General features: G+C 39.4%; 12 protein-coding genes, 14 tRNA genes, 3 rRNA genes and 1 pseudogene. 5 read left to right on the forward strand and 25 right to left on the reverse strand.

The window, feature by feature from the left end:
* Positions 1-28: 28 nt before the first annotated feature.
* Together ABC346_RS18005 and ABC346_RS18010 are read left to right on the forward strand one after the other, a co-directional pair.
* Positions 29-1,720 carry a hypothetical protein gene (locus tag ABC346_RS18005; protein ID WP_413236170.1) on the forward strand — a complete coding sequence of 564 codons (1,692 nt, stop codon included), beginning with the start codon at positions 29-31 and terminating at the stop codon, positions 1,718-1,720.
* Between the two features lie 112 nt (positions 1,721-1,832).
* Positions 1,833-2,084: pseudogene (locus tag ABC346_RS18010) on the forward strand (tyrosine-type recombinase/integrase); the annotation flags it as partial.
* Positions 2,085-2,220: 136 nt separating this feature from the next.
* On the opposite strand, the gene ABC346_RS18015 reads toward ABC346_RS18010, so the two are convergent.
* From ABC346_RS18015 to ABC346_RS18100, 18 genes are all read right to left on the reverse strand, one after another.
* Positions 2,221-2,302: transfer RNA gene (locus ABC346_RS18015), tRNA-Leu, on the reverse strand.
* A gap of 4 nt (positions 2,303-2,306) precedes the next feature.
* Positions 2,307-2,380 (reverse strand) — tRNA-Cys (locus ABC346_RS18020).
* An 8-nt stretch (positions 2,381-2,388) separates the two neighbouring features.
* Positions 2,389-2,463: transfer RNA gene (locus tag ABC346_RS18025), tRNA-Gly, on the reverse strand.
* Between the two features lie 2 nt (positions 2,464-2,465).
* Positions 2,466-2,540: transfer RNA gene (locus tag ABC346_RS18030), tRNA-Gln, on the reverse strand.
* Positions 2,541-2,565: 25 nt separating this feature from the next.
* A tRNA-His gene (locus ABC346_RS18035) sits at positions 2,566-2,638 on the reverse strand.
* Positions 2,639-2,643: 5 nt separating this feature from the next.
* A tRNA-Trp gene (locus ABC346_RS18040) sits at positions 2,644-2,717 on the reverse strand.
* Between the two features lie 16 nt (positions 2,718-2,733).
* Positions 2,734-2,817 (reverse strand) — tRNA-Tyr (locus ABC346_RS18045).
* Between the two features lie 15 nt (positions 2,818-2,832).
* Positions 2,833-2,905 (reverse strand) — tRNA-Phe (locus ABC346_RS18050).
* A gap of 32 nt (positions 2,906-2,937) precedes the next feature.
* Positions 2,938-3,014, reverse strand: a tRNA-Asp gene (locus ABC346_RS18055).
* Positions 3,015-3,023: 9 nt separating this feature from the next.
* Positions 3,024-3,100: transfer RNA gene (locus ABC346_RS18060), tRNA-Met, on the reverse strand.
* 26 nt (positions 3,101-3,126) lie between these two features.
* Positions 3,127-3,202, reverse strand: a tRNA-Val gene (locus ABC346_RS18065).
* Positions 3,203-3,214: 12 nt separating this feature from the next.
* Positions 3,215-3,289 (reverse strand) — tRNA-Glu (locus tag ABC346_RS18070).
* 9 nt (positions 3,290-3,298) lie between these two features.
* A tRNA-Ser gene (locus ABC346_RS18075) sits at positions 3,299-3,390 on the reverse strand.
* 1 nt (position 3,391) lies between these two features.
* Positions 3,392-3,466, reverse strand: a tRNA-Asn gene (locus ABC346_RS18080).
* A gap of 75 nt (positions 3,467-3,541) precedes the next feature.
* A 5S ribosomal RNA gene (rrf, locus tag ABC346_RS18085) occupies positions 3,542-3,657 on the reverse strand.
* A gap of 131 nt (positions 3,658-3,788) precedes the next feature.
* Positions 3,789-6,710: ribosomal RNA gene (locus ABC346_RS18090) — 23S ribosomal RNA — on the reverse strand.
* Positions 6,711-6,983: 273 nt separating this feature from the next.
* Positions 6,984-8,547: ribosomal RNA gene (locus ABC346_RS18095) — 16S ribosomal RNA — on the reverse strand.
* Together the 16S, 23S and 5S rRNA genes with 14 tRNA genes alongside form the textbook arrangement of a ribosomal RNA operon.
* A 394-nt stretch (positions 8,548-8,941) precedes the next feature.
* The gene (locus tag ABC346_RS18100; RefSeq protein ID WP_413236171.1) at positions 8,942-9,814 is read right to left on the reverse strand and encodes a nucleotidyltransferase-like protein; all 873 of its coding nucleotides are present in this window, start codon (positions 9,812-9,814) and stop codon (positions 8,942-8,944) included.
* 125 nt (positions 9,815-9,939) lie between these two features.
* Here ABC346_RS18100 and ABC346_RS18105 point away from each other — a divergent pair, with 125 nt between their 5' ends.
* Positions 9,940-10,305, forward strand: coding sequence for a YgzB family protein (locus tag ABC346_RS18105; protein ID WP_011065312.1), 366 nt, complete (start codon positions 9,940-9,942; stop codon positions 10,303-10,305).
* Positions 10,306-10,354: 49 nt separating this feature from the next.
* Here the strand turns inward: ABC346_RS18105 and perR are convergent, their stop codons facing one another.
* The 4 genes from perR to ABC346_RS18125 all read right to left on the reverse strand — a co-directional run bounded on the left by perR (position 10,355) and on the right by ABC346_RS18125 (position 12,552).
* Complete coding sequence (gene perR, locus ABC346_RS18110; RefSeq protein WP_413236172.1) at positions 10,355-10,798, reverse strand: peroxide-responsive transcriptional repressor PerR; 444 nt, start codon at positions 10,796-10,798, stop codon at positions 10,355-10,357.
* A gap of 205 nt (positions 10,799-11,003) precedes the next feature.
* The gene (locus tag ABC346_RS18115; RefSeq protein WP_413236173.1) at positions 11,004-11,570 is read right to left on the reverse strand and encodes a cob(I)yrinic acid a,c-diamide adenosyltransferase; all 567 of its coding nucleotides are present in this window, start codon (positions 11,568-11,570) and stop codon (positions 11,004-11,006) included.
* 10 nt (positions 11,571-11,580) lie between these two features.
* The gene (bcp, locus tag ABC346_RS18120) at positions 11,581-12,057 is read right to left on the reverse strand and encodes a thioredoxin-dependent thiol peroxidase (protein ID WP_413236174.1); all 477 of its coding nucleotides are present in this window, start codon (positions 12,055-12,057) and stop codon (positions 11,581-11,583) included.
* Between the two features lie 60 nt (positions 12,058-12,117).
* Complete coding sequence (locus ABC346_RS18125; RefSeq protein ID WP_413236175.1) at positions 12,118-12,552, reverse strand: potassium channel family protein; 435 nt, start codon at positions 12,550-12,552, stop codon at positions 12,118-12,120.
* Positions 12,553-12,704: 152 nt separating this feature from the next.
* Here ABC346_RS18125 and ABC346_RS18130 point away from each other — a divergent pair, with 152 nt between their 5' ends.
* Together ABC346_RS18130 and ABC346_RS18135 are read left to right on the forward strand one after the other, a co-directional pair.
* Positions 12,705-14,003, forward strand: a complete 1,299-nt coding sequence (locus tag ABC346_RS18130; RefSeq protein ID WP_413236176.1) for a glutamate-1-semialdehyde 2,1-aminomutase — start codon at positions 12,705-12,707, stop codon at positions 14,001-14,003.
* A 260-nt stretch (positions 14,004-14,263) separates the two neighbouring features.
* Positions 14,264-15,514 (forward strand): MDR family MFS transporter, encoded by a 1,251-nt coding sequence (locus ABC346_RS18135; protein WP_413236177.1) that lies wholly within the window; start codon positions 14,264-14,266, stop codon positions 15,512-15,514.
* A 16-nt stretch (positions 15,515-15,530) separates the two neighbouring features.
* Here ABC346_RS18135 and ABC346_RS18140 read toward each other — a convergent pair whose 3' ends face one another.
* From ABC346_RS18140 to ABC346_RS18150, 3 genes are all read right to left on the reverse strand, one after another.
* Positions 15,531-17,285 carry an ABC transporter ATP-binding protein gene (locus ABC346_RS18140; protein ID WP_413236178.1) on the reverse strand — a complete coding sequence of 585 codons (1,755 nt, stop codon included), beginning with the start codon at positions 17,283-17,285 and terminating at the stop codon, positions 15,531-15,533.
* 110 nt (positions 17,286-17,395) lie between these two features.
* Positions 17,396-17,923, reverse strand: a complete 528-nt coding sequence (ntdP, locus tag ABC346_RS18145) for a nucleoside tri-diphosphate phosphatase (protein ID WP_413236179.1) — start codon at positions 17,921-17,923, stop codon at positions 17,396-17,398.
* A gap of 225 nt (positions 17,924-18,148) precedes the next feature.
* On the reverse strand, positions 18,149-18,331 hold the full coding sequence (locus tag ABC346_RS18150) for a gamma-type small acid-soluble spore protein (RefSeq protein WP_413236180.1): 183 nt from the start codon (positions 18,329-18,331) through the stop codon (positions 18,149-18,151).
* Positions 18,332-18,455: the final 124 nt, after the last annotated feature.

The following is an 18,455-nucleotide window of genomic DNA, read 5'->3' on the forward strand; positions in this document are numbered from 1 at the left end:
TCTTTTTTAAACGGAGGTTATATAAATTATGGAATTAACTCGTCAAATTGAGTATGATATTAGATTGGAAATATCCAATTCAATAAAAATAAAAGTTAATGATTTCCTAGATGAATATAGTAGAAAATATGACACAAAAATAGGATATTTCATTCAGTATCCCTTAATACTACTAGAATCGCTATTCGAAAACGCCTTCTTAGAATATTATAAAATAAATTTAGATAGAAATATAATAAGCTGGTTTATTTTAGAATTGAAAAATAGATTACCTGAATCTCCAACACCTTTTATTTTTAACAAAAACGACTACATAGATTTTAAAAATCAATATTCTGAAATTAAGAAGGTCTATTCAGATTTTCAATACAGTATGCAATTATTGGATATGTTCTCTATTTCTAAAATTGCTCTATTTAAAGAAGGTCAAGAACTTAATTTTAAAAAACCAATTATTACTGATGAATATGCAGATGTGGCTTTATACTACTTAGGACTTGATGATAAAGAAAGCTTTAAAGAGGAACAAAAATCCATAAATATAGTATTAAATTACCTTCATAGTTATTATCCTTATTTTAAAAAAATTAGCACCTTTCCATTTATCTATCCTGAAAAAAAACATCTTAATCATCTAGGTGGGCTAATTTCAAGATTTGATATGGATTTAGTGGAACTTTGTTATCAACGTATAAAACAGGATACGAAAAAAATAGGTGACAATGCCAAAAGCCAATTAATTGGAGATAATGAAAATTTAAATAAAGTTATCGGAACCTTATTTTACCTAGGTCAAGTGACTCATTACAAGTACAAAGCGTTTGATGCTCATCATCGCTTTAGTCTAGAGGATACCCTTATTACGTTTGATCGAGAATGGTTAATTAATAAAATTGCAAATGTAAATCACATTCCTTTTGAAGTAGTAAAAAAGTATATAAATTATTTAGTTTTAGATAAGGGTGGGACACTCTTAGAATTTCCATTGGTCGAGCATCAGGGAAAGATTTATTTTATACCTAGTTCTATCATTCTAAATGATTGGCATTTTAGTTTAGTGAATGGACATTATTTTAGAAACATACAATTTACAAACAGAGATGAAACTATTTCTGCAAGTATCATTAAGGAATTAATAAAAAAAGTTCAAAAACATTCGAACATAAAATTTGTTTATGAAAAGTATTATGAATTTGAGCTTAATGGTAAAAAAGAAAATAGTGATGTGGATTTTGCAATTTATGATCTTGAAACAAACAATTTATTAATAATAGAATGCAAATGGAAGGATAATGTTTACTTACCTATAGAAGACTTTGTTAAAATTACTAGAACCCTAAACGAAATATATAAAAAACAATTAGACAAACACAAAGCTTTCCTTGAGTCGAATAAAGCTAATATAGACTTTATATTCGACAATGACACTTGTATAGTAAATCTATCAGAAGATGTTGAAATTACCTATATTGCTCTAGATAAAAGGTCACAAATTCATATTGATAATAAACACTTGCTACCTATTTACACAATGTTATTTTTACTAGAAAAATTCTCAGTTGGTACAAAATTAAATTTAAAAGACCTAATAAATGAAATCTGTTCTTTAGAAACAAATGTAAGTTATGATGATGAAGGAAATAATAAATTTAGTATTAGCAAAACAATAGGAGAAACAGAATATAAAACAAACTTCTTCGGGTTGAATTTAGACTATTAATGATTGTTAAAAATAATAAGGGTTGTCCGTTAAGTCATCCAACTTAATTGACATCCCCTAAAAATCCAGCCTATCCATAATTTGTGTTAAAGTGAACAAAAATTAGGACCCAAGTACCGTTGCAAACAAGCTGCTGAAGAAGATATTAACAGAACTTGAAATTACTCCAATCACTATGCATGGATTACGCCATACTCATGCGAGCGTCCTTTTATATGAAAATGTGTCAATTCATTACATAAGCGAGCGACTTGGACATAGTGACATTAATACAACATTAAGGGAATACACCCACGTCATTAAAGAATTACGAGAGAAAGATGAACAAGAAACGATCAATATATTCGAGAAAATGACTGTGTAAAAAATGTGTAAAACCATTCGAAAACCAATCGTTTGCTATCGCATACTCAAGAAATAGAAAAAGCTCGTAAATCCTTATATATCAAGGTTTACGAGCAAAAGAAAGCTTTTAAAAGCAACTAAAATTATTAATCTGATACCGGTGGTCGGGGTCAAACCGACACTCCAGAAGGAACACGATTTTGAGTCGTGCGCGTCTGCCAATTCCGCCACACCGGCATATTGGAGGCGGTAACCGGATTTGAACCGGTGATAAAGGTTTTGCAGACCTCTGCCTTACCACTTGGCTATACCGCCACTGTCTCTGGAGCGGAAGACGGGATTCGAACCCGCGACCCCCACCTTGGCAAGGTGGTGTTCTACCACTGAACTACTTCCGCAATGGCTGGGCCACCAGGATTCGAACCTGGGGTACACGGGATCAAAACCCGATGCCTTACCGCTTGGCTATGGCCCAATCACTATATTTAGATATAAAAAAGGGCGACCGGTGGGGATCGAACCCACGAGTGCCGGAGCCACAATCCGGTGCGTTAACCACTTCGCCACGACCGCCATATTGGCAGGGGTAGTAGGAATTGAACCCACATCAAAGGTTTTGGAGACCTTCGTTTTACCATTAAACTATACCCCTAACTATTTATTAAAAATGGTGGAGGGGGGCAGATTCGAACTGCCGAACCCGAAGGAGCGGATTTACAGTCCGCCGCGTTTAGCCACTTCGCTACCCCTCCGTAAAAATAAAAAAGTGGCTCGGGACGGAATCGAACCGCCGACACAAGGATTTTCAGTCCTCTGCTCTACCGACTGAGCTACCAAGCCATATGTTGTTTCTATAAACCAATTAATTTAGATGGCGGTCCGGACGGGACTCGAACCCGCGACCTCCTGCGTGACAGGCAGGCATTCTAACCAACTGAACTACCGGACCATTATTATTTGGTTGCGGGGGCAGGATTTGAACCTGCGACCTTTGGGTTATGAGCCCAACGAGCTACCAGACTGCTCCACCCCGCGATATGATTAATACTATACTTTATATATGGTGGAGGATGCAGGGCTCGAACCTGCGACCCCCTGCTTGTAAGGCAGGTGCTCTCCCAGCTGAGCTAATCCTCCACATGATATTGTTGGTGACCCGTACGGGATTCGAACCCGTGTTACCGCCGTGAAAGGGCGGTGTCTTAACCGCTTGACCAACGGGCCATTGTGTAATGGCGGAGAGCGAGGGATTCGAACCCTCGAAGCCGCGGTAGCGGCTTACACGATTTCCAATCGTGCTCCTTCGGCCTCTCGGACAGCTCTCCATGGCTCCACAGGTAGGATTCGAACCTACGACCGATCGGTTAACAGCCGATTGCTCTACCACTGAGCTACTGTGGAATGATCCATAAATAATGATATTTATCTTTCATTGCTTGTCCTTATAGGCAAACCCGGAAATAATGATTTAATATCGCCTGGCGGCGTCCTACTCTTGCAGGGGCAAAGCCCCAACTACCATCGGCGCTGAAGAGCTTAACTTCTGTGTTCGGCATGGGAACAGGTGTGACCTCTTCGCTATCGCTACCAGATCTTTATGTAATATGTAGTCCAAAAAACAAGGACAAGTTATATTATATGCATTTCTTAGATAAAATGCAACACTTTTTTAGGATTGTACCCTAAAAACTAAATAAGAGTAACGTGACATCATTCTAAGAACTTAGATAAGTCCTCGATCAATTAGTATCCGTCAGCTGCACGTGTCACCACGCTTCCACCTCGGACCTATCAACCTCATCGTCTCTGAGGGATCTTACTCACTCGAAGTGATGGGAAGTTTCATCTTGAGGGGGGCTTCATGCTTAGATGCTTTCAGCACTTATCCTTTCCACACGTAGCTACCCAGCCATGCTCCTGGCGGAACAACTGGTACACCAGCGGTGTGTCCATCCCGGTCCTCTCGTACTAAGGACAGCTCCTCTCAAACTTCCAACGCCCACGACGGATAGGGACCGAACTGTCTCACGACGTTCTGAACCCAGCTCGCGTACCGCTTTAATGGGCGAACAGCCCAACCCTTGGGACCGACTACAGCCCCAGGATGCGATGAGCCGACATCGAGGTGCCAAACCTCCCCGTCGATGTGAACTCTTGGGGGAGATAAGCCTGTTATCCCCGGGGTAGCTTTTATCCGTTGAGCGATGGCCCTTCCATGCGGAACCACCGGATCACTAAGCCCGACTTTCGTCCCTGCTCGACTTGTAGGTCTCGCAGTCAAGCTCCCTTCTGCCTTTACACTCTACGAATGATTTCCAACCATTCTGAGGGAACCTTTGGGCGCCTCCGTTACTCTTTGGGAGGCGACCGCCCCAGTCAAACTGCCCGCCTGACACTGTCTCCGAACCGGATCACGGTCCTGGGTTAGAATGTTCATACAGCGAGGGTGGTATCCCACGGGTGCCTCCACGTAAGCTAGCGCTCACGCTTCAAAGGCTCCCACCTATCCTGTACAAGCTGCACAAACATTCAATATCAGGCTACAGTAAAGCTCCACGGGGTCTTTCCGTCCTGTCGCGGGTAATGCGCATCTTCACGCATAGTATAATTTCACCGGGTCTCTCGTTGAGACAGTGCCCAAGTCGTTGCACCTTTCGTGCGGGTCGGAACTTACCCGACAAGGAATTTCGCTACCTTAGGACCGTTATAGTTACGGCCGCCGTTTACTGGGGCTTCGGTTCAAAGCTTCGCTCCGAAGAGCTAACTCGTCCCCTTAACCTTCCAGCACCGGGCAGGTGTCAGCCCCTATACTTCGCCTTTCGGCTTCGCAGAGACCTGTGTTTTTGCTAAACAGTCGCTTGGGCCTATTCACTGCGGCTCCTCCTATGAAGGAGCACCCCTTCTCCCGAAGTTACGGGGTCATTTTGCCGAGTTCCTTAACGAGAGTTCTCCCGCTCACCTTAGGATTCTCTCCTCGCCTACCTGTGTCGGTTTGCGGTACGGGCACCTATGATCTAACTAGAGGCTTTTCTTGGCAGTGTGAAATCCGGAACTTCGGTACTCAATTTCCCTCCCCATCACAGCTTGAAATTGCCAGACGGATTTGCCTATCTGACTTTCTCACTGCTTGGGCGCACACGTCCATCGGTGCGCATTCCTTATCCTACTGCGTCCCCCCATCGCTCAAACAATCATGAGGTGGTACAGGAATATCTACCTGTTGTCCATCGCCTACGCCTGTCGGCCTCGGCTTAGGTCCCGACTAACCCTGAGAGGACGAGCCTTCCTCAGGAAACCTTAGGCATTCGGTGAAAGAGATTCTCACTCTTTTTTCGCTACTCATACCGGCATTCTCACTTCTAAGCGCTCCACCAGTCCTCACGGTCTGACTTCACAGCACTTAGAACGCTCTCCTACCATTGTTCGTAAGAACAATCCGCAGCTTCGGTGATACGTTTAGCCCCGGTACATTTTCGGCGCAGAGTCACTCGACCAGTGAGCTATTACGCACTCTTTAAATGGTGGCTGCTTCTAAGCCAACATCCTGGTTGTCTGGGCAACTCCACATCCTTTTCCACTTAACGTATACTTTGGGACCTTAGCTGGCGGTCTGGGCTGTTTCCCTTTCGACTATGAACCTTATCACCCATAGTCTGACTCCCAAGTTTAAGTAACTGGCATTCGGAGTTTGACTGAATTCGGTAACCCGGTAGGGGCCCCTAGTCCAATCAGTGCTCTACCTCCAGTACTCATCATCTTGAGGCTAGCCCTAAAGCTATTTCGGAGAGAACCAGCTATCTCCGTGTTCGATTGGCATTTCACCCCTACCCACACCTCATCCCCGCATTTTTCAACATACGTGGGTTCGGGCCTCCAGTCAGTGTTACCTGACCTTCACCCTGGACATGGGTAGATCACACGGTTTCGGGTCTACGACCACATACTATACTCGCCCTATTCAGACTCGCTTTCGCTGCGGCTCCGTGTCTTCCACTTAACCTTGCATGAGATCGTAACTCGCCGGTCCATTCTACAAAAGGTACGCCGTCACCCATTAACGGGCTTCGACTACTTGTAGGCACACGGTTTCAGGTTCTATTTCACTCCCCTTCCGGGGTGCTTTTCACCTTTCCCTCACGGTACTGGTTCACTATCGGTCACTAGGGAGTATTTAGCCTTGGGAGATGGTCCTCCCGGATTCCGACGGAATTCCACGTGTTCCGCCGTACTCAGGATACACTCCGGAGGAAATTCCTTTTCAATTACAGGGCTGTTACCTTCTTCGGCTGACCTTTCCAGATCGATTCATTTAAAGAATTTCTTTGTAACTCCAAAGGAGTGTCCTACAACCCCAGAAAGCAAGCTTTCTGGTTTGGGCTCTTTCCGTTTCGCTCGCCGCTACTCAGGAAATCGAGGTTTCTTTCTCTTCCTCCAGGTACTGAGATGTTTCAGTTCCCCGGGTCTGCTCCCTATACCCTATGTATTGAGGTATAGGTACTGCTCCATTACGAACAGTGGGTTTCCCCATTCGGAAATCCCCGGATCAAAGTTTACTTACAACTCCCCGAGGCATATCGGTGTTAGTCCCGTCCTTCTTCAGCTCCTAGTGCCAAGGCATCCACCGTGCGCCCTTATTCACTTAACTAAGTTATTTCAGTAAATAAGCGTGCTAATTTAATAGCCTTGTTTCAAAAAAACATTAAATAGATTCAGCTTCTAATTTAATAGTTGCTTCATCTTTTTGTTTGATGTCGTTGTTACTCTTATTTAGTTTTCAAGGTACAAACTTCCACACGGATGTGGTGGCTTCTGTGTTGTCACATGGACGTGACGTTCTTAACAGAAGTTCATTATTTCGAGAGATTGCTCTCTCAAAACTGAACCAAACAACCAAGTACGATTCCGTAATAATCCTTAGAAAGGAGGTGATCCAGCCGCACCTTCCGATACGGCTACCTTGTTACGACTTCACCCCAATCATTAGTCCCACCTTCGGCGGCTGGCTCCAAAAGGTTACCTCACCGACTTCGGGTGTTACCAACTCTCGTGGTGTGACGGGCGGTGTGTACAAGGCCCGGGAACGTATTCACCGCGGCATGCTGATCCGCGATTACTAGCGATTCCGGCTTCATGTAGGCGAGTTGCAGCCTACAATCCGAACTGAGAATGGTTTTGTGGGATTTGCTTGACCTCACGGGTTCGCTTCCCTTTGTTCCATCCATTGTAGCACGTGTGTAGCCCAGGTCATAAGGGGCATGATGATTTGACGTCATCCCCACCTTCCTCCGGTTTGTCACCGGCAGTCACCTTAGAGTGCCCAACTAAATGCTGGCAACTAAGATCAAGGGTTGCGCTCGTTGCGGGACTTAACCCAACATCTCACGACACGAGCTGACGACAACCATGCACCACCTGTCACTCTGTCCCCGAAGGGAAAACTCTATCTCTAGAGTGTTCAGAGGATGTCAAGACCTGGTAAGGTTCTTCGCGTTGCTTCGAATTAAACCACATGCTCCACCGCTTGTGCGGGCCCCCGTCAATTCTTTTGAGTTTCAGCCTTGCGGCCGTACTCCCCAGGCGGAGTGCTTAATGCGTTAACTTCAGCACTAAGGGGCGGAAACCCCCTAACACCTAGCACTCATCGTTTACGGCGTGGACTACCAGGGTATCTAATCCTGTTCGCTCCCCACGCTTTCGCTCCTCAGCGTCAGTTACAGACCAGAGAGTCGCCTTCGCCACTGGTGTTCCTCCACATCTCTACGCATTTCACCGCTACACGTGGAATTCCACTCTCCTCTTCTGCACTCAAGTCCTCCAGTTTCCAATGCACGTTTACGGTTGAGCCGTAAGATTTCACATCAGACTTAAAGAACCGCCTGCGAGCGCTTTACGCCCAATAATTCCGGACAACGCTTGCCACCTACGTATTACCGCGGCTGCTGGCACGTAGTTAGCCGTGGCTTTCTGGTTAGGTACCGTCAAGGTGCCATCAGTTACTATGGCACTTGTTCTTCCCTAACAACAGAGTTTTACGATCCGAAAACCTTCATCACTCACGCGGCGTTGCTCCGTCAGACTTTCGTCCATTGCGGAAGATTCCCTACTGCTGCCTCCCGTAGGAGTCTGGGCCGTGTCTCAGTCCCAGTGTGGCCGATCACCCTCTCAGGTCGGCTACGCATCGTCGCCTTGGTAAGCCGTTACCTTACCAACTAGCTAATGCGCCGCAGGCCCATCTGTAAGTGACAGCAAAAGCCGCCTTTCAACTTCTCATCAGGAGATGAAAAGTGTTATCCGGTATTAGCTCGCGTTTCCACGAGTTATCCCAGTCTTACAGGCAGGTTGCCTACGTGTTACTCACCCGTCCGCCGCTCATTCCATTATCGTCACCTCCGAAGAGGATCAGATAACTTCCTGCGCTCGACTTGCATGTATTAGGCACGCCGCCAGCGTTCGTCCTGAGCCAAGATCAAACTCTCCATAAAAGTTGTGTTTCTTGTGCTTCAGAAGTCAACTTCTGACTTCATTTCTTTTTAAGAAAAACGAGGTGTTTTTCTTCTTTCGTACTGGTTGTTTTGTTCAGTTTTCAAAGAGCAATTTCAGTGTCACTCTCTCAAGCAGCGACCTCTTAAATATACCATGCTGTGTTTTTAATGTCAATAACTTTTTTGTTGTTTTTTAATTTGTTTTTGCTGAACGCTTGCTCATCTCAGCAACGAAATTAACTTTATCACGGCTCAGAATGAAAGTCAACGATTATTTTACATTTTTTTTACACAAGCAATAAAACAAGGAACAATATGGGGTATAATGCAAAATAATCGTTTCCTAGGCGCTTTCACCATTTCATTATATTCAAACTCACAATAAACGTTACTATTACTTTTCTTTCACCCTATAAGTACGTTGAAATACAGCAGGGTTTTTTGTATCTAATAAGACTACTTCTACAAAACCTTTTTCAACTAAATAAGAAAGGATTGCACTTAAATCATACGTATAATGTTGAACATCGGTAATTGCTTTGATAGAAGCATATGACCATGGTTCTTCTTGTTTGTCCATTATCTCAAGTAAATGTTTTGAAGCTGAGTGTGCACGATTATTCATCACAAAATCCATTGCTATTAACATAAGTTCAATTCTTTTTTCAATGGATTCATTACTATCTAATAAAGATTCGTATAATTTATATACTTCAAGATCCATGTTCTTTACCTGATTCCATACAGTCACTTCAGGATAATAACCATGATCAATAACAGATAATCTTGCTAAATAGTGCAAAGAATTTAAGATTTTACTATGCGCGTCTCTTATTTCTCCAGCATCATATAATAATTTTGCTTCACTATAACTTTTTACAAGTTTACCAAAATCAATAATCTTCCTTAAATCTCTTTTGTCTTCAGGAAAAAATCTCAATTCTTCTTTAAGTTGCTTTACATATTCATTTCTATCATAGATGGTTCTTCCATATATAATCCATTCGACCGCTCTTCTGTAACCGCTCGTGTCTATCCACTCCATTAGTATTTCTTCTTTTACTAAATGAAGTGCAGCAGTTCCCCCATCAACTTCATAATGTTTAACAAACCAGTTATTTGCTTGTTCGCGCACAATAATAAGTAAAATACTATCAAAACCATCTGTTAATGGACGATCAAATTGCGTTGCTTCTATTGTTAAAATTCCTAATGTATTAGAATTACTTGCATGCTCTTGATAAATTGGTCTTAAAAAATTTTCCACCTAAGATGCCTCCCCACTACACCTAATATTTAATATATTCGTTAAATTACAGTGAAATCCTCTAATCAAATTCAATCTTTTCTTATTCTGTGCTATACTACAATGGAAGAATAAGGAGGACAACCATGTCACAACAACTTACATACTCAAGTAAAATAAATAAGATACGTACATTTGCATTGATACTTGTTTTTGCTGGCATAATAACAATGTACGGTGGTATTTTAACCAAGAATATTGAATGGTTAATGGTAATTTTCTTTATCTTAGGTACCTTAATGGTGATCCTTAGTTGTGCAGTATATGTATGGATTGGTACTTTATCACTTCGGGCTGTACCTGTAATCTGTCCAAGTTGTGAAAAACCAACAAAAATGCTTGGTCGTGTAGATGCATGTATGCATTGTAAACAACCACTCACAATGGACAAAAATTTAGAAGGAATAGAATTTGACGAGAAGTATAATTCCCGTAAATATAAGAAGAAATAAGTTACACATAAAATAAACCCCGTCACCTGACGGGGTTTATTAATATACATTAGTGCTTTTTCGTATTTACTTCTTGACATTCATCGCATTTACCATAGACTTCTAAGCGATGATGGCTAACATCAAATCCAGTTACTTGTTCTGCAAGAGATTCAACTTCATTTAATGAAGGGTAATGAAAATCAACAATCTTTCCACAATCATTACAAATGATATGGTAGTGATCCGATGTATTACAGTCAAATCGACTAGAGGAATCACCATAGGTCAATTCGCGTACAAGTCCGATATCTTTCAATACACGTAAGTTATTATACACGGTTGCAACACTCATATTCGGAAACTTACCTTCTAAAGCTTTATATATTTCGTCCGCAGTGGGATGAACCATAGCATTTAAAAGATATTCGAGCACTGCGTGTCTCTGTGGTGTAATACGGACGCCTGATTCCTTCAAAGTATCGATTGCTTGACGCAGACGTTGTTCAGACACCGTTAAACACCTCTCTTTCAGTAATATATTTTAGTTAATAAAATTATTATATTATAATCTTTATAAATAGTGTACCTTCATAAACTGTTTTCTGTCAACAATAGCATAACCACCAATATCATTTATAAATAGAAACTTCATGAAGAATAATCGCTCTTCTCCACTTCTCTAATATGGCATAGAATCATAGTCGTATTACTTCACATTACATGCGTGATAAATCAACGTGTAGTCCTTGTTCTTCTCCACCAAGTTTTTTATTGATAAAACGGGCTGCAACAAAAAGGAAATCAGAGAGGCGATTTAGGTAAGAAATTACGAGTTTATTTTCAATTTCCTCTTCTAAACTTACTACTACTCGTTCTGCTCGTCTAACAATTGTACGTGCATTATGCAAAGCACTCGAAGCTAGATGACCAGATGGTAAAATAAAATTATTTAATGTTTCTAATTCCTCGTCCCAAACATCTATTTGTTTTTCCATTTCATCTATATGCGACTGTTTTAATTTCCAGTACACTTCTTTGTCCTTTGGAGTAGAAAGCTCCGCTCCAACATGAAATAAAATTGTTTGGACACGATGTAATTGATCAAGGAAATCCTGTTTACCTTCCCACTCTTCATTCCCGAGCGCACTAACAGCCATTCCAATTGCTGAGTTTGCTTCATCACATGTCCCATAGGCCTCTACCCGCAAATGATTTTTTGGAACTCGTTGTCCATATACTAATGAGGTTAATCCGCTATCCCCGGACCTAGTATAAATACGCATATTTTAACCTCTATTCGTCTTCTTTTATTTCTTTAATGTATGTTAGGGCATTAGAAACATGATCTTTCACTCTTACTTTTCTATATTCTTTAATTAAATTTCCTTCTTTATCTAAAATAAATGTAGATCGTTCAATACCATAATATTCTTTTCCGAAATTCTTCTTTAACTTCCAAACATCGAATTGTTCTGCAACTTGATGATCTTCGTCCGAAAGAAGATTAAATGGTAATTCGTGTTTATCAATAAATTTCTGATGACGTGCTTCTGGGTCAGGGCTTACTCCTAGTATAACTGCATCTAACTCTTTAAAACTTTCGTGATTATCGCGAAAATCACATGCTTCTGTCGTACACCCCGGTGTCATATCCTTTGGATAAAAATATAAAACAACATATTTCCCTTGATAATCAGACAAACTTATATTTTCACCATTCTGATTTGGTAAACTAAAATCTTTTACTTTTGATCCTATTTTTACAGACATTATTGTTACCCCTCCAACATATAACCATTTTCTTCAATATATCACAATAAATAGAGATATTCATTCATCCCTACTTCTAGATCCAATTTGCACTACCTTCAACACAAATGCCGCTGGCAGTATGTATCCAATAAGAGCTTGAGATACAGCAATTAACCTTCCAATACCTAATGGAATAATGTCACCATAGCCAATTGTTAAAAGCGTAACTCCACTAAAGTAAACAGAATGTATTAATGACCCAATAATACTAACTTGTCTAAGTTCTCCATGTTCTACAAGCACAATCCCCTCAAGAGATAATATAAAATATATCATTCCATAGCCAAGCATTATTGTTATATATACAACTATCATAGCAAGAAAGATCTCTATCGAAAAATGTCCCTCTCTCATACGAAACAACTGACTGATATTATTTGTTTGAATGAAATCATATACACATTTTCCACCTATTATCACAATAAGAATTAACAAAATCCAAGGTAATATCATCGTTAACCATCCTCTCTTAATGGCTCCTATACTATATATATATGCCAAAGAGCAACAAGCTTGTTCAAAAAATAAAAATGTACGTTTTATAAGAATTTCTGGGTGATTTTTGATATATTAGTAACTGGTAAGACAGAGGAGGAAAATGACTGATGAAATTTACAAATTCTGAAAAGCTACATCAAGAGGCTCTTCAACATATTGTAGGAGGAGTAAACTCTCCTTCTCGTGCTTATAAAGCTGTAGGCGGTGGTTCGCCTGTATATATGGAACGAGGACAAGGAGCTTACTTTTGGGATGTGGATGATAATAAATATATTGATTATTTAGCAGCTTATGGACCAATCATAACTGGACATGCACATCCGCATATAGCAAAAGCGATAGCTCATGCTGCGACAACTGGTGTTCTATATGGTACACCAACACGTTTGGAAAATGAATTTGCTCAAATGTTAAAAGAAGCAATTCCTTCATTAGAAAAAGTTCGATTTAATAATTCTGGCACTGAAGCCGTAATGACAACAATTCGTGTTGCTCGCGCTTATACTGGACGTACAAAAATAATTAAATTCGCAGGTTGTTATCATGGACATTTTGATGCTGTATTAGTAGAAGCAGGATCTGGACCTTCTACATTAGGTACTCCAGATTCAGCCGGCGTTCCTACATCAACTGCATCTGATGTAATAACTGTACCGTTCAATGATATCGAATCATTTAAAGTTGCATTAGATAAATGGGGAGATGAAGTAGCAGCTGTACTTGTGGAACCAATAGTAGGGAACTTTGGAATTGTGGAACCTTTTAAAGGATTTTTACAAGAGGTAAATGAGCTTACTCACCGAGCAGGTGCATTAGTAATATATGATGAAGTAATTACTGCATTCCGTTTCACTTATGGAAGTGCTCAACAAATATACGGTGTAGAACCAGATATGACTGCAATGGGTAAAATCATTGGTGGCGGCTTACCTATTGGTGCTTACGGTGGCAGAAAAGATATAATGGAACAAGTAGCACCTCTTGGACCTGCCTATCAAGCTGGTACGATGTCAGGTAATCCGGCATCGATGGCAGCGGGTATCGCATGTTTAGAAGTATTAAAAGAGGAAGGCGTCTATGAAGAGTTAGATCGGCTTGGTAAACGATTAGAAGAAGGTATAATCGAAAAAGCTCGCGAACATGGTATTCATATCACCGTCAATCGACTATGTGGTGCTTTGACAGTATACTTTGGAGTAGACCAGGTAACAAATTACGAAGAAGCGGATGTCTCAGACGGAGAGGCATTTGCAAAGTTCTTCCAACTAATGCTGCGAGAAGGCATTAATCTAGCGCCATCTAAATATGAAGCTTGGTTCTTAACAACAGAGCATAAAGATTCAGATATTGAAAACACGATCGATGCTATTGATAGAAGTTTTGCTGAAATGGCTAAAATTTTATAGTGAAATATAATAAAGACCTACAATCTGGAAAATTCCGGTTTGTAGGTCTTTTATATACATTAAAAAACATATGCTTTGTTAGCATATGTACCTCCCAGGAACAAATGTTCTATTTGTAGGACACTTAAAATAAAGACATCCCTGCTTTAAATTCTATAATAGTATTATAACTGTTTTCTAATTATAAGTCTATAATTTTCAAAAAATTAAATATAGAATATATATTACCTGGCCAGGAATCGATTTATAGGAGCTATTAAATGTCATGGTTAACATGGAATCGTAATTTAAAAATTAGATTGTTTGGTGAAACATTATTTAATATGCTGTTTTGGATGTATTTCCCTTTCTTAACCATTTACTTTAGTGAGTCAATAGGTGTAATTGAAGCAGGTATTATGATGACCGCTCCATCTATTATTAGTATATTTGGAGGAATGCTTGGAGGTTATATTGCTGATGAATACGGAAGACGCAAGATCATGTTAATAGGTTCCTTCATCCAGGCAATGTTTTTTGCTTTGTTCGCATTATCGATCTCTCCTTGGTTCGACTATATGGCATTTATTGGTATAAGCTTAGGGAAATCCTTTTACAGACCTGCAAGCAGTGCGATGGTTGCTGACTTAGTATCAGACCAAGAACGACGTAATGTGTTCGCAACGTTTGCTTCTGCAAATAACATCGGGGCTGTTTTAGGACCAGTTATCGGAGCTGTTTTATTTTTTCAATACAGAACTGAATTACTATGGACATGTACATTTGTTACCTTTCTTTATTCTGGCATTATTCTAGCTCTTATGAGAGAGACTATCCCAATCCAAAAATCCAAACAAAACACAACTGCCTTTTCAGTTATAATGAAACATTGGAAAAGCTATTTACACATTCTTAAAGATAAAGTTTACCTCTATTATATTATCGGAGGGATGTTTATCACGGTATCGATGATGCAATTAGATCTATACCTTGCATTATATGTAAAAAACTATATTCAAACACAAACACTTTTTTCTATAGGCGACTGGTCATTCTCATTAAATAGCGAGCAAATTTTCGGTTGGATGATAGGATTAAACGGATTATTATTTGTTTTATTAGTTATCCCAGTTACAAAAAAGATAAATGGTTGGTCAGACCGAAACGCTCTTATACTCGCTGCATCTTTATCTGGAATGGGTATGTTTAGCGTCGGCCTCTCCACTAATATTTGGCTGTTGTTTATTCTCACAGTAATTTTTACTATTGGTGAAATCATCCATGGACCAGTAGTTCAAAACTTTGCCGTTTCCTACGCTCCTAAAAACGCAAGAGGACAATATATCGGCGCTTCTGACTTACAATATTCTTTTGGAAGGTTTATCGCTCCCTTCACAGTCATATTATCAAGTATATTTCCACCAATTTTCATATTTGGATTCATTTTATTATGTGCTTGTATCAGCGCAATAATCTATATCAAAATGTTTCATATTATAGACTTAAAAAAGAAAGAAGCCATCGAAAATTAAGTTCGATGGCTTCGTTTTAGTTCTCTGCTTCTAAGTGTTGAATTTGATACAAATCATAATAATGACCCTGTAACTTCATTAATTCGTCGTGCGAACCAGATTCGATTATTTGTCCGTCTTCCACAACAACAATTCTATTCGCGTGTGTAATAGTTGCTAGTCGATGCGCGACAATGAATGTAGTTCTATCGGACGCCAATCGTTCCATTGTTTCTTGAATAAGATGTTCGCTCTCAAGATCAAGTGCAGAAGTTGCTTCGTCAAATATAAGAATTGGTGGATTCTTTAAAAATACTCTCGCAATAGCGATGCGTTGTTTTTGTCCACCAGAGAGTTTGACTCCTCGTTCACCTACCATTGTGGCATAACCTTGTGGTAGTGACTCAATAAATTGATGAGCATTGGCTGCTTTAGCTGCTTGAACTACCTCTTCATCCGTTGCTTCAGGGTTACCCATACGTATATTCATTTCGATCGATTCAGAAAAGAGGATATTATCTTGTAATACCATACCAATATTATCTCTTAACGATCTAGATTGATAATCACGAATATCTTTCCCATCAATTTTCACACTTCCACCTGTTGCATCATAAAAACGAGGAATAAGACTAATTAATGTCGATTTCCCTCCCCCACTCATACCTACAAAAGCAATAGTTTCACCTTTATCTACATGGAGAGTAACATCTTTAAGTACTGGTAATTCTTCTTCGTCATATTGGAATGAAACATGTTCAAATTCGACTCTGCCATTTAATCTTCCAGGATCAACGGCATCTTGTTTGTCCGATATATCATATTTCTCATTCATTAACTCAAAGACACGATCGATCGATGCAATAGCTTGTACTAATGTAGTAGAAGAATTGATCAAACGGCGTAATGGACTATACACACGTTCCATATATCCTACGAAAGCAACCATTGTCCCTAATGTTACTGCTCCAGTAATAACTTGATATCCAGCAAATGCAATCACTAATAATGGTGCTAAATCAGTAATAGTATTAGTCACAGCAAATGTTCTTGCATTCCAATCTGTGTGACGTAAAGCCTTATCAAGAAAGTTACTGTTTCTTTTATCGAATTGCTCTTGTTCATAATCTTCAAGTGCAAAACTACGTGTAACCGGTACTCCTTGTACCCGCTCATGTAAATGTCCTTGTACCTCCGCTAGCGCTTGTGACCTTTCTCGAGTAAGAGTACGCAATCGACCAAAGAAGTACTTCACTGCAAACCCAAATAACGGGAATAATATAATGGAAACAAGAGTTAGTTGAACATTCATTGTTAGCATAATTACAATTGCGATTAAAATTGTTGTTAAGTCCAACCAAATATTCATTAACCCAGTAATCACAAAATTCTTCGTTTGTTCGACATCATGTATTACCCGGGAAATAATTTCTCCGGTTTTTGTCTGAGAATAGAATTTTAGGCTTAATTTTTGTAAGTGATCAAATAATTTATCACGAATATCAAATAATATTTTATTTCCTACCCACTGAGCTAAGTATTGTCTTACATATTCAATCGGGGGACGAAGAACAAGAAAAATAACAAACGATATTCCCATCACCCAAAATAACTGTGTTATTCTTTCAGACTGCGTTAATCCTTCTACAGATATAATATCATCAATTACATATTTCAAAATTAATGGCATTAATAATGGAATTCCAAATTTCATAACTCCAATAATTAATGTCAACACTATTTTCCATTTATATGGTTTTACAAATTCCATATACTGTTTAATACTGCTCATAATACATCTTCCTCTGTTGATGTGATTGGTTTCCATAAAAAAACCTTGTTACAACTCACGGTAACAAGGATACCTCTTTCTTCATAGAAATTGCAATAAAATAGCTTCAATCAATGATACGTTAAGTACATTTCATACCAATTATCGACAAAGTCGGGGGAAAACGGACCTTTCCCTTGTCGTATCCATCGAATTAAAATCTCTAACTGTTGATGAAGAATACGATCAATGACTTGAGGATAATTCATCAAATTCCGATGTTCTTCATATTCGTCTTCATCTAATAATTGAAATGTCATATCTGGAAAAACTTTTACATCTAAATCATAATCAATATATTTTAATGCCTCACCATCATACACAAATGGCGAACTAATATTACAATAATAATAAATTCCATCATTACGTAACATCCCAATAATGTTAAACCAGTACTTGGAATGAAAATAGCATATGGCTGGTTCTCTAGTAATCCAAGAACGTCCATCACTTTCAACTACTTTTGTTCGATCATTTGCACCAATAACGACACTTTCCGTACCTTTTAAAATCACACTGTTCTCCCAAGTACGATGGAGTTGTCCGTTATGTTTATAACTTTGGATAGAAACCTTAGAACCTGCATTTGGAGAAACCATAGTACTCCTCTCCTTTTCATTTTCGCCCGATCACTTTTTAATTATTACTATTATAAGTGTTCTATTTAGAAATATAAAGCTAAACGAACAAGAAGGGACTTGATAATGAATACTAAAAGATAACAAGGGGAGAAATAGCGATTTACAAGTGCACTTGTCTTTTACCAATAAAAAGAGTCCCCTTTATATCAAAAGGGAACTCTTTCGTTAATTAGAAAACAGATGTTATTTCTTTTTTTGTTGAGATTTTTGATTTTGTTGCTTCACTTGCTGTGCATCTGTTTCAGAAGCGAACTCAGTACCATATTGTCCTTGACCTTGAGCAGCTTGTTTGTTTTGTTGTTTAACATGCTGTGCATTTGTACCAGCTGCAGTAGTTTGATTTTGTTGATTTTGCTTTTTAGCCATCAATATCACCTCCGCAATAATTAATTTGTCCAGTAACTCGTTTCTTATCCAAACTTTTTTACTTTTTCACTACAAAAAATGGCATGGATGTCTACTTAGGTAAGTGCACAAAATAAGAATGTAA

The sequence above is a fragment of the Oceanobacillus phoenicis genome, assembly GCF_047238145.1.
Classification (GTDB): domain Bacteria; phylum Bacillota; class Bacilli; order Bacillales; family Amphibacillaceae; genus Oceanobacillus.

What these genes read in the sequence shown, in the direction of transcription:
- ABC346_RS18005 (WP_413236170.1), top strand. Translation starts at nt 29, where the DNA reads ATGGAATTAACTCGTCAAATTGAGTATGATATTAGATTGGAAATATCC.
- ABC346_RS18105 (WP_011065312.1), top strand. Translation starts at nt 9,940, where the DNA reads ATGTCACAACAACTTACATACTCAAGTAAAATAAATAAGATACGTACA.
- ABC346_RS18115 (WP_413236173.1), bottom strand. Translation starts at nt 11,570, where the DNA reads ATGCGTATTTATACTAGGTCCGGGGATAGCGGATTAACCTCATTAGTA.
- bcp (WP_413236174.1), bottom strand. Translation starts at nt 12,057, where the DNA reads ATGTCTGTAAAAATAGGATCAAAAGTAAAAGATTTTAGTTTACCAAAT.
- ABC346_RS18125 (WP_413236175.1), bottom strand. Translation starts at nt 12,552, where the DNA reads ATGATATTACCTTGGATTTTGTTAATTCTTATTGTGATAATAGGTGGA.
- ABC346_RS18130 (WP_413236176.1), top strand. Translation starts at nt 12,705, where the DNA reads ATGAAATTTACAAATTCTGAAAAGCTACATCAAGAGGCTCTTCAACAT.
- ABC346_RS18135 (WP_413236177.1), top strand. Translation starts at nt 14,264, where the DNA reads ATGTCATGGTTAACATGGAATCGTAATTTAAAAATTAGATTGTTTGGT.
- ABC346_RS18140 (WP_413236178.1), bottom strand. Translation starts at nt 17,285, where the DNA reads ATGAGCAGTATTAAACAGTATATGGAATTTGTAAAACCATATAAATGG.
- ntdP (WP_413236179.1), bottom strand. Translation starts at nt 17,923, where the DNA reads ATGGTTTCTCCAAATGCAGGTTCTAAGGTTTCTATCCAAAGTTATAAA.
- ABC346_RS18150 (WP_413236180.1), bottom strand. Translation starts at nt 18,331, where the DNA reads ATGGCTAAAAAGCAAAATCAACAAAATCAAACTACTGCAGCTGGTACA.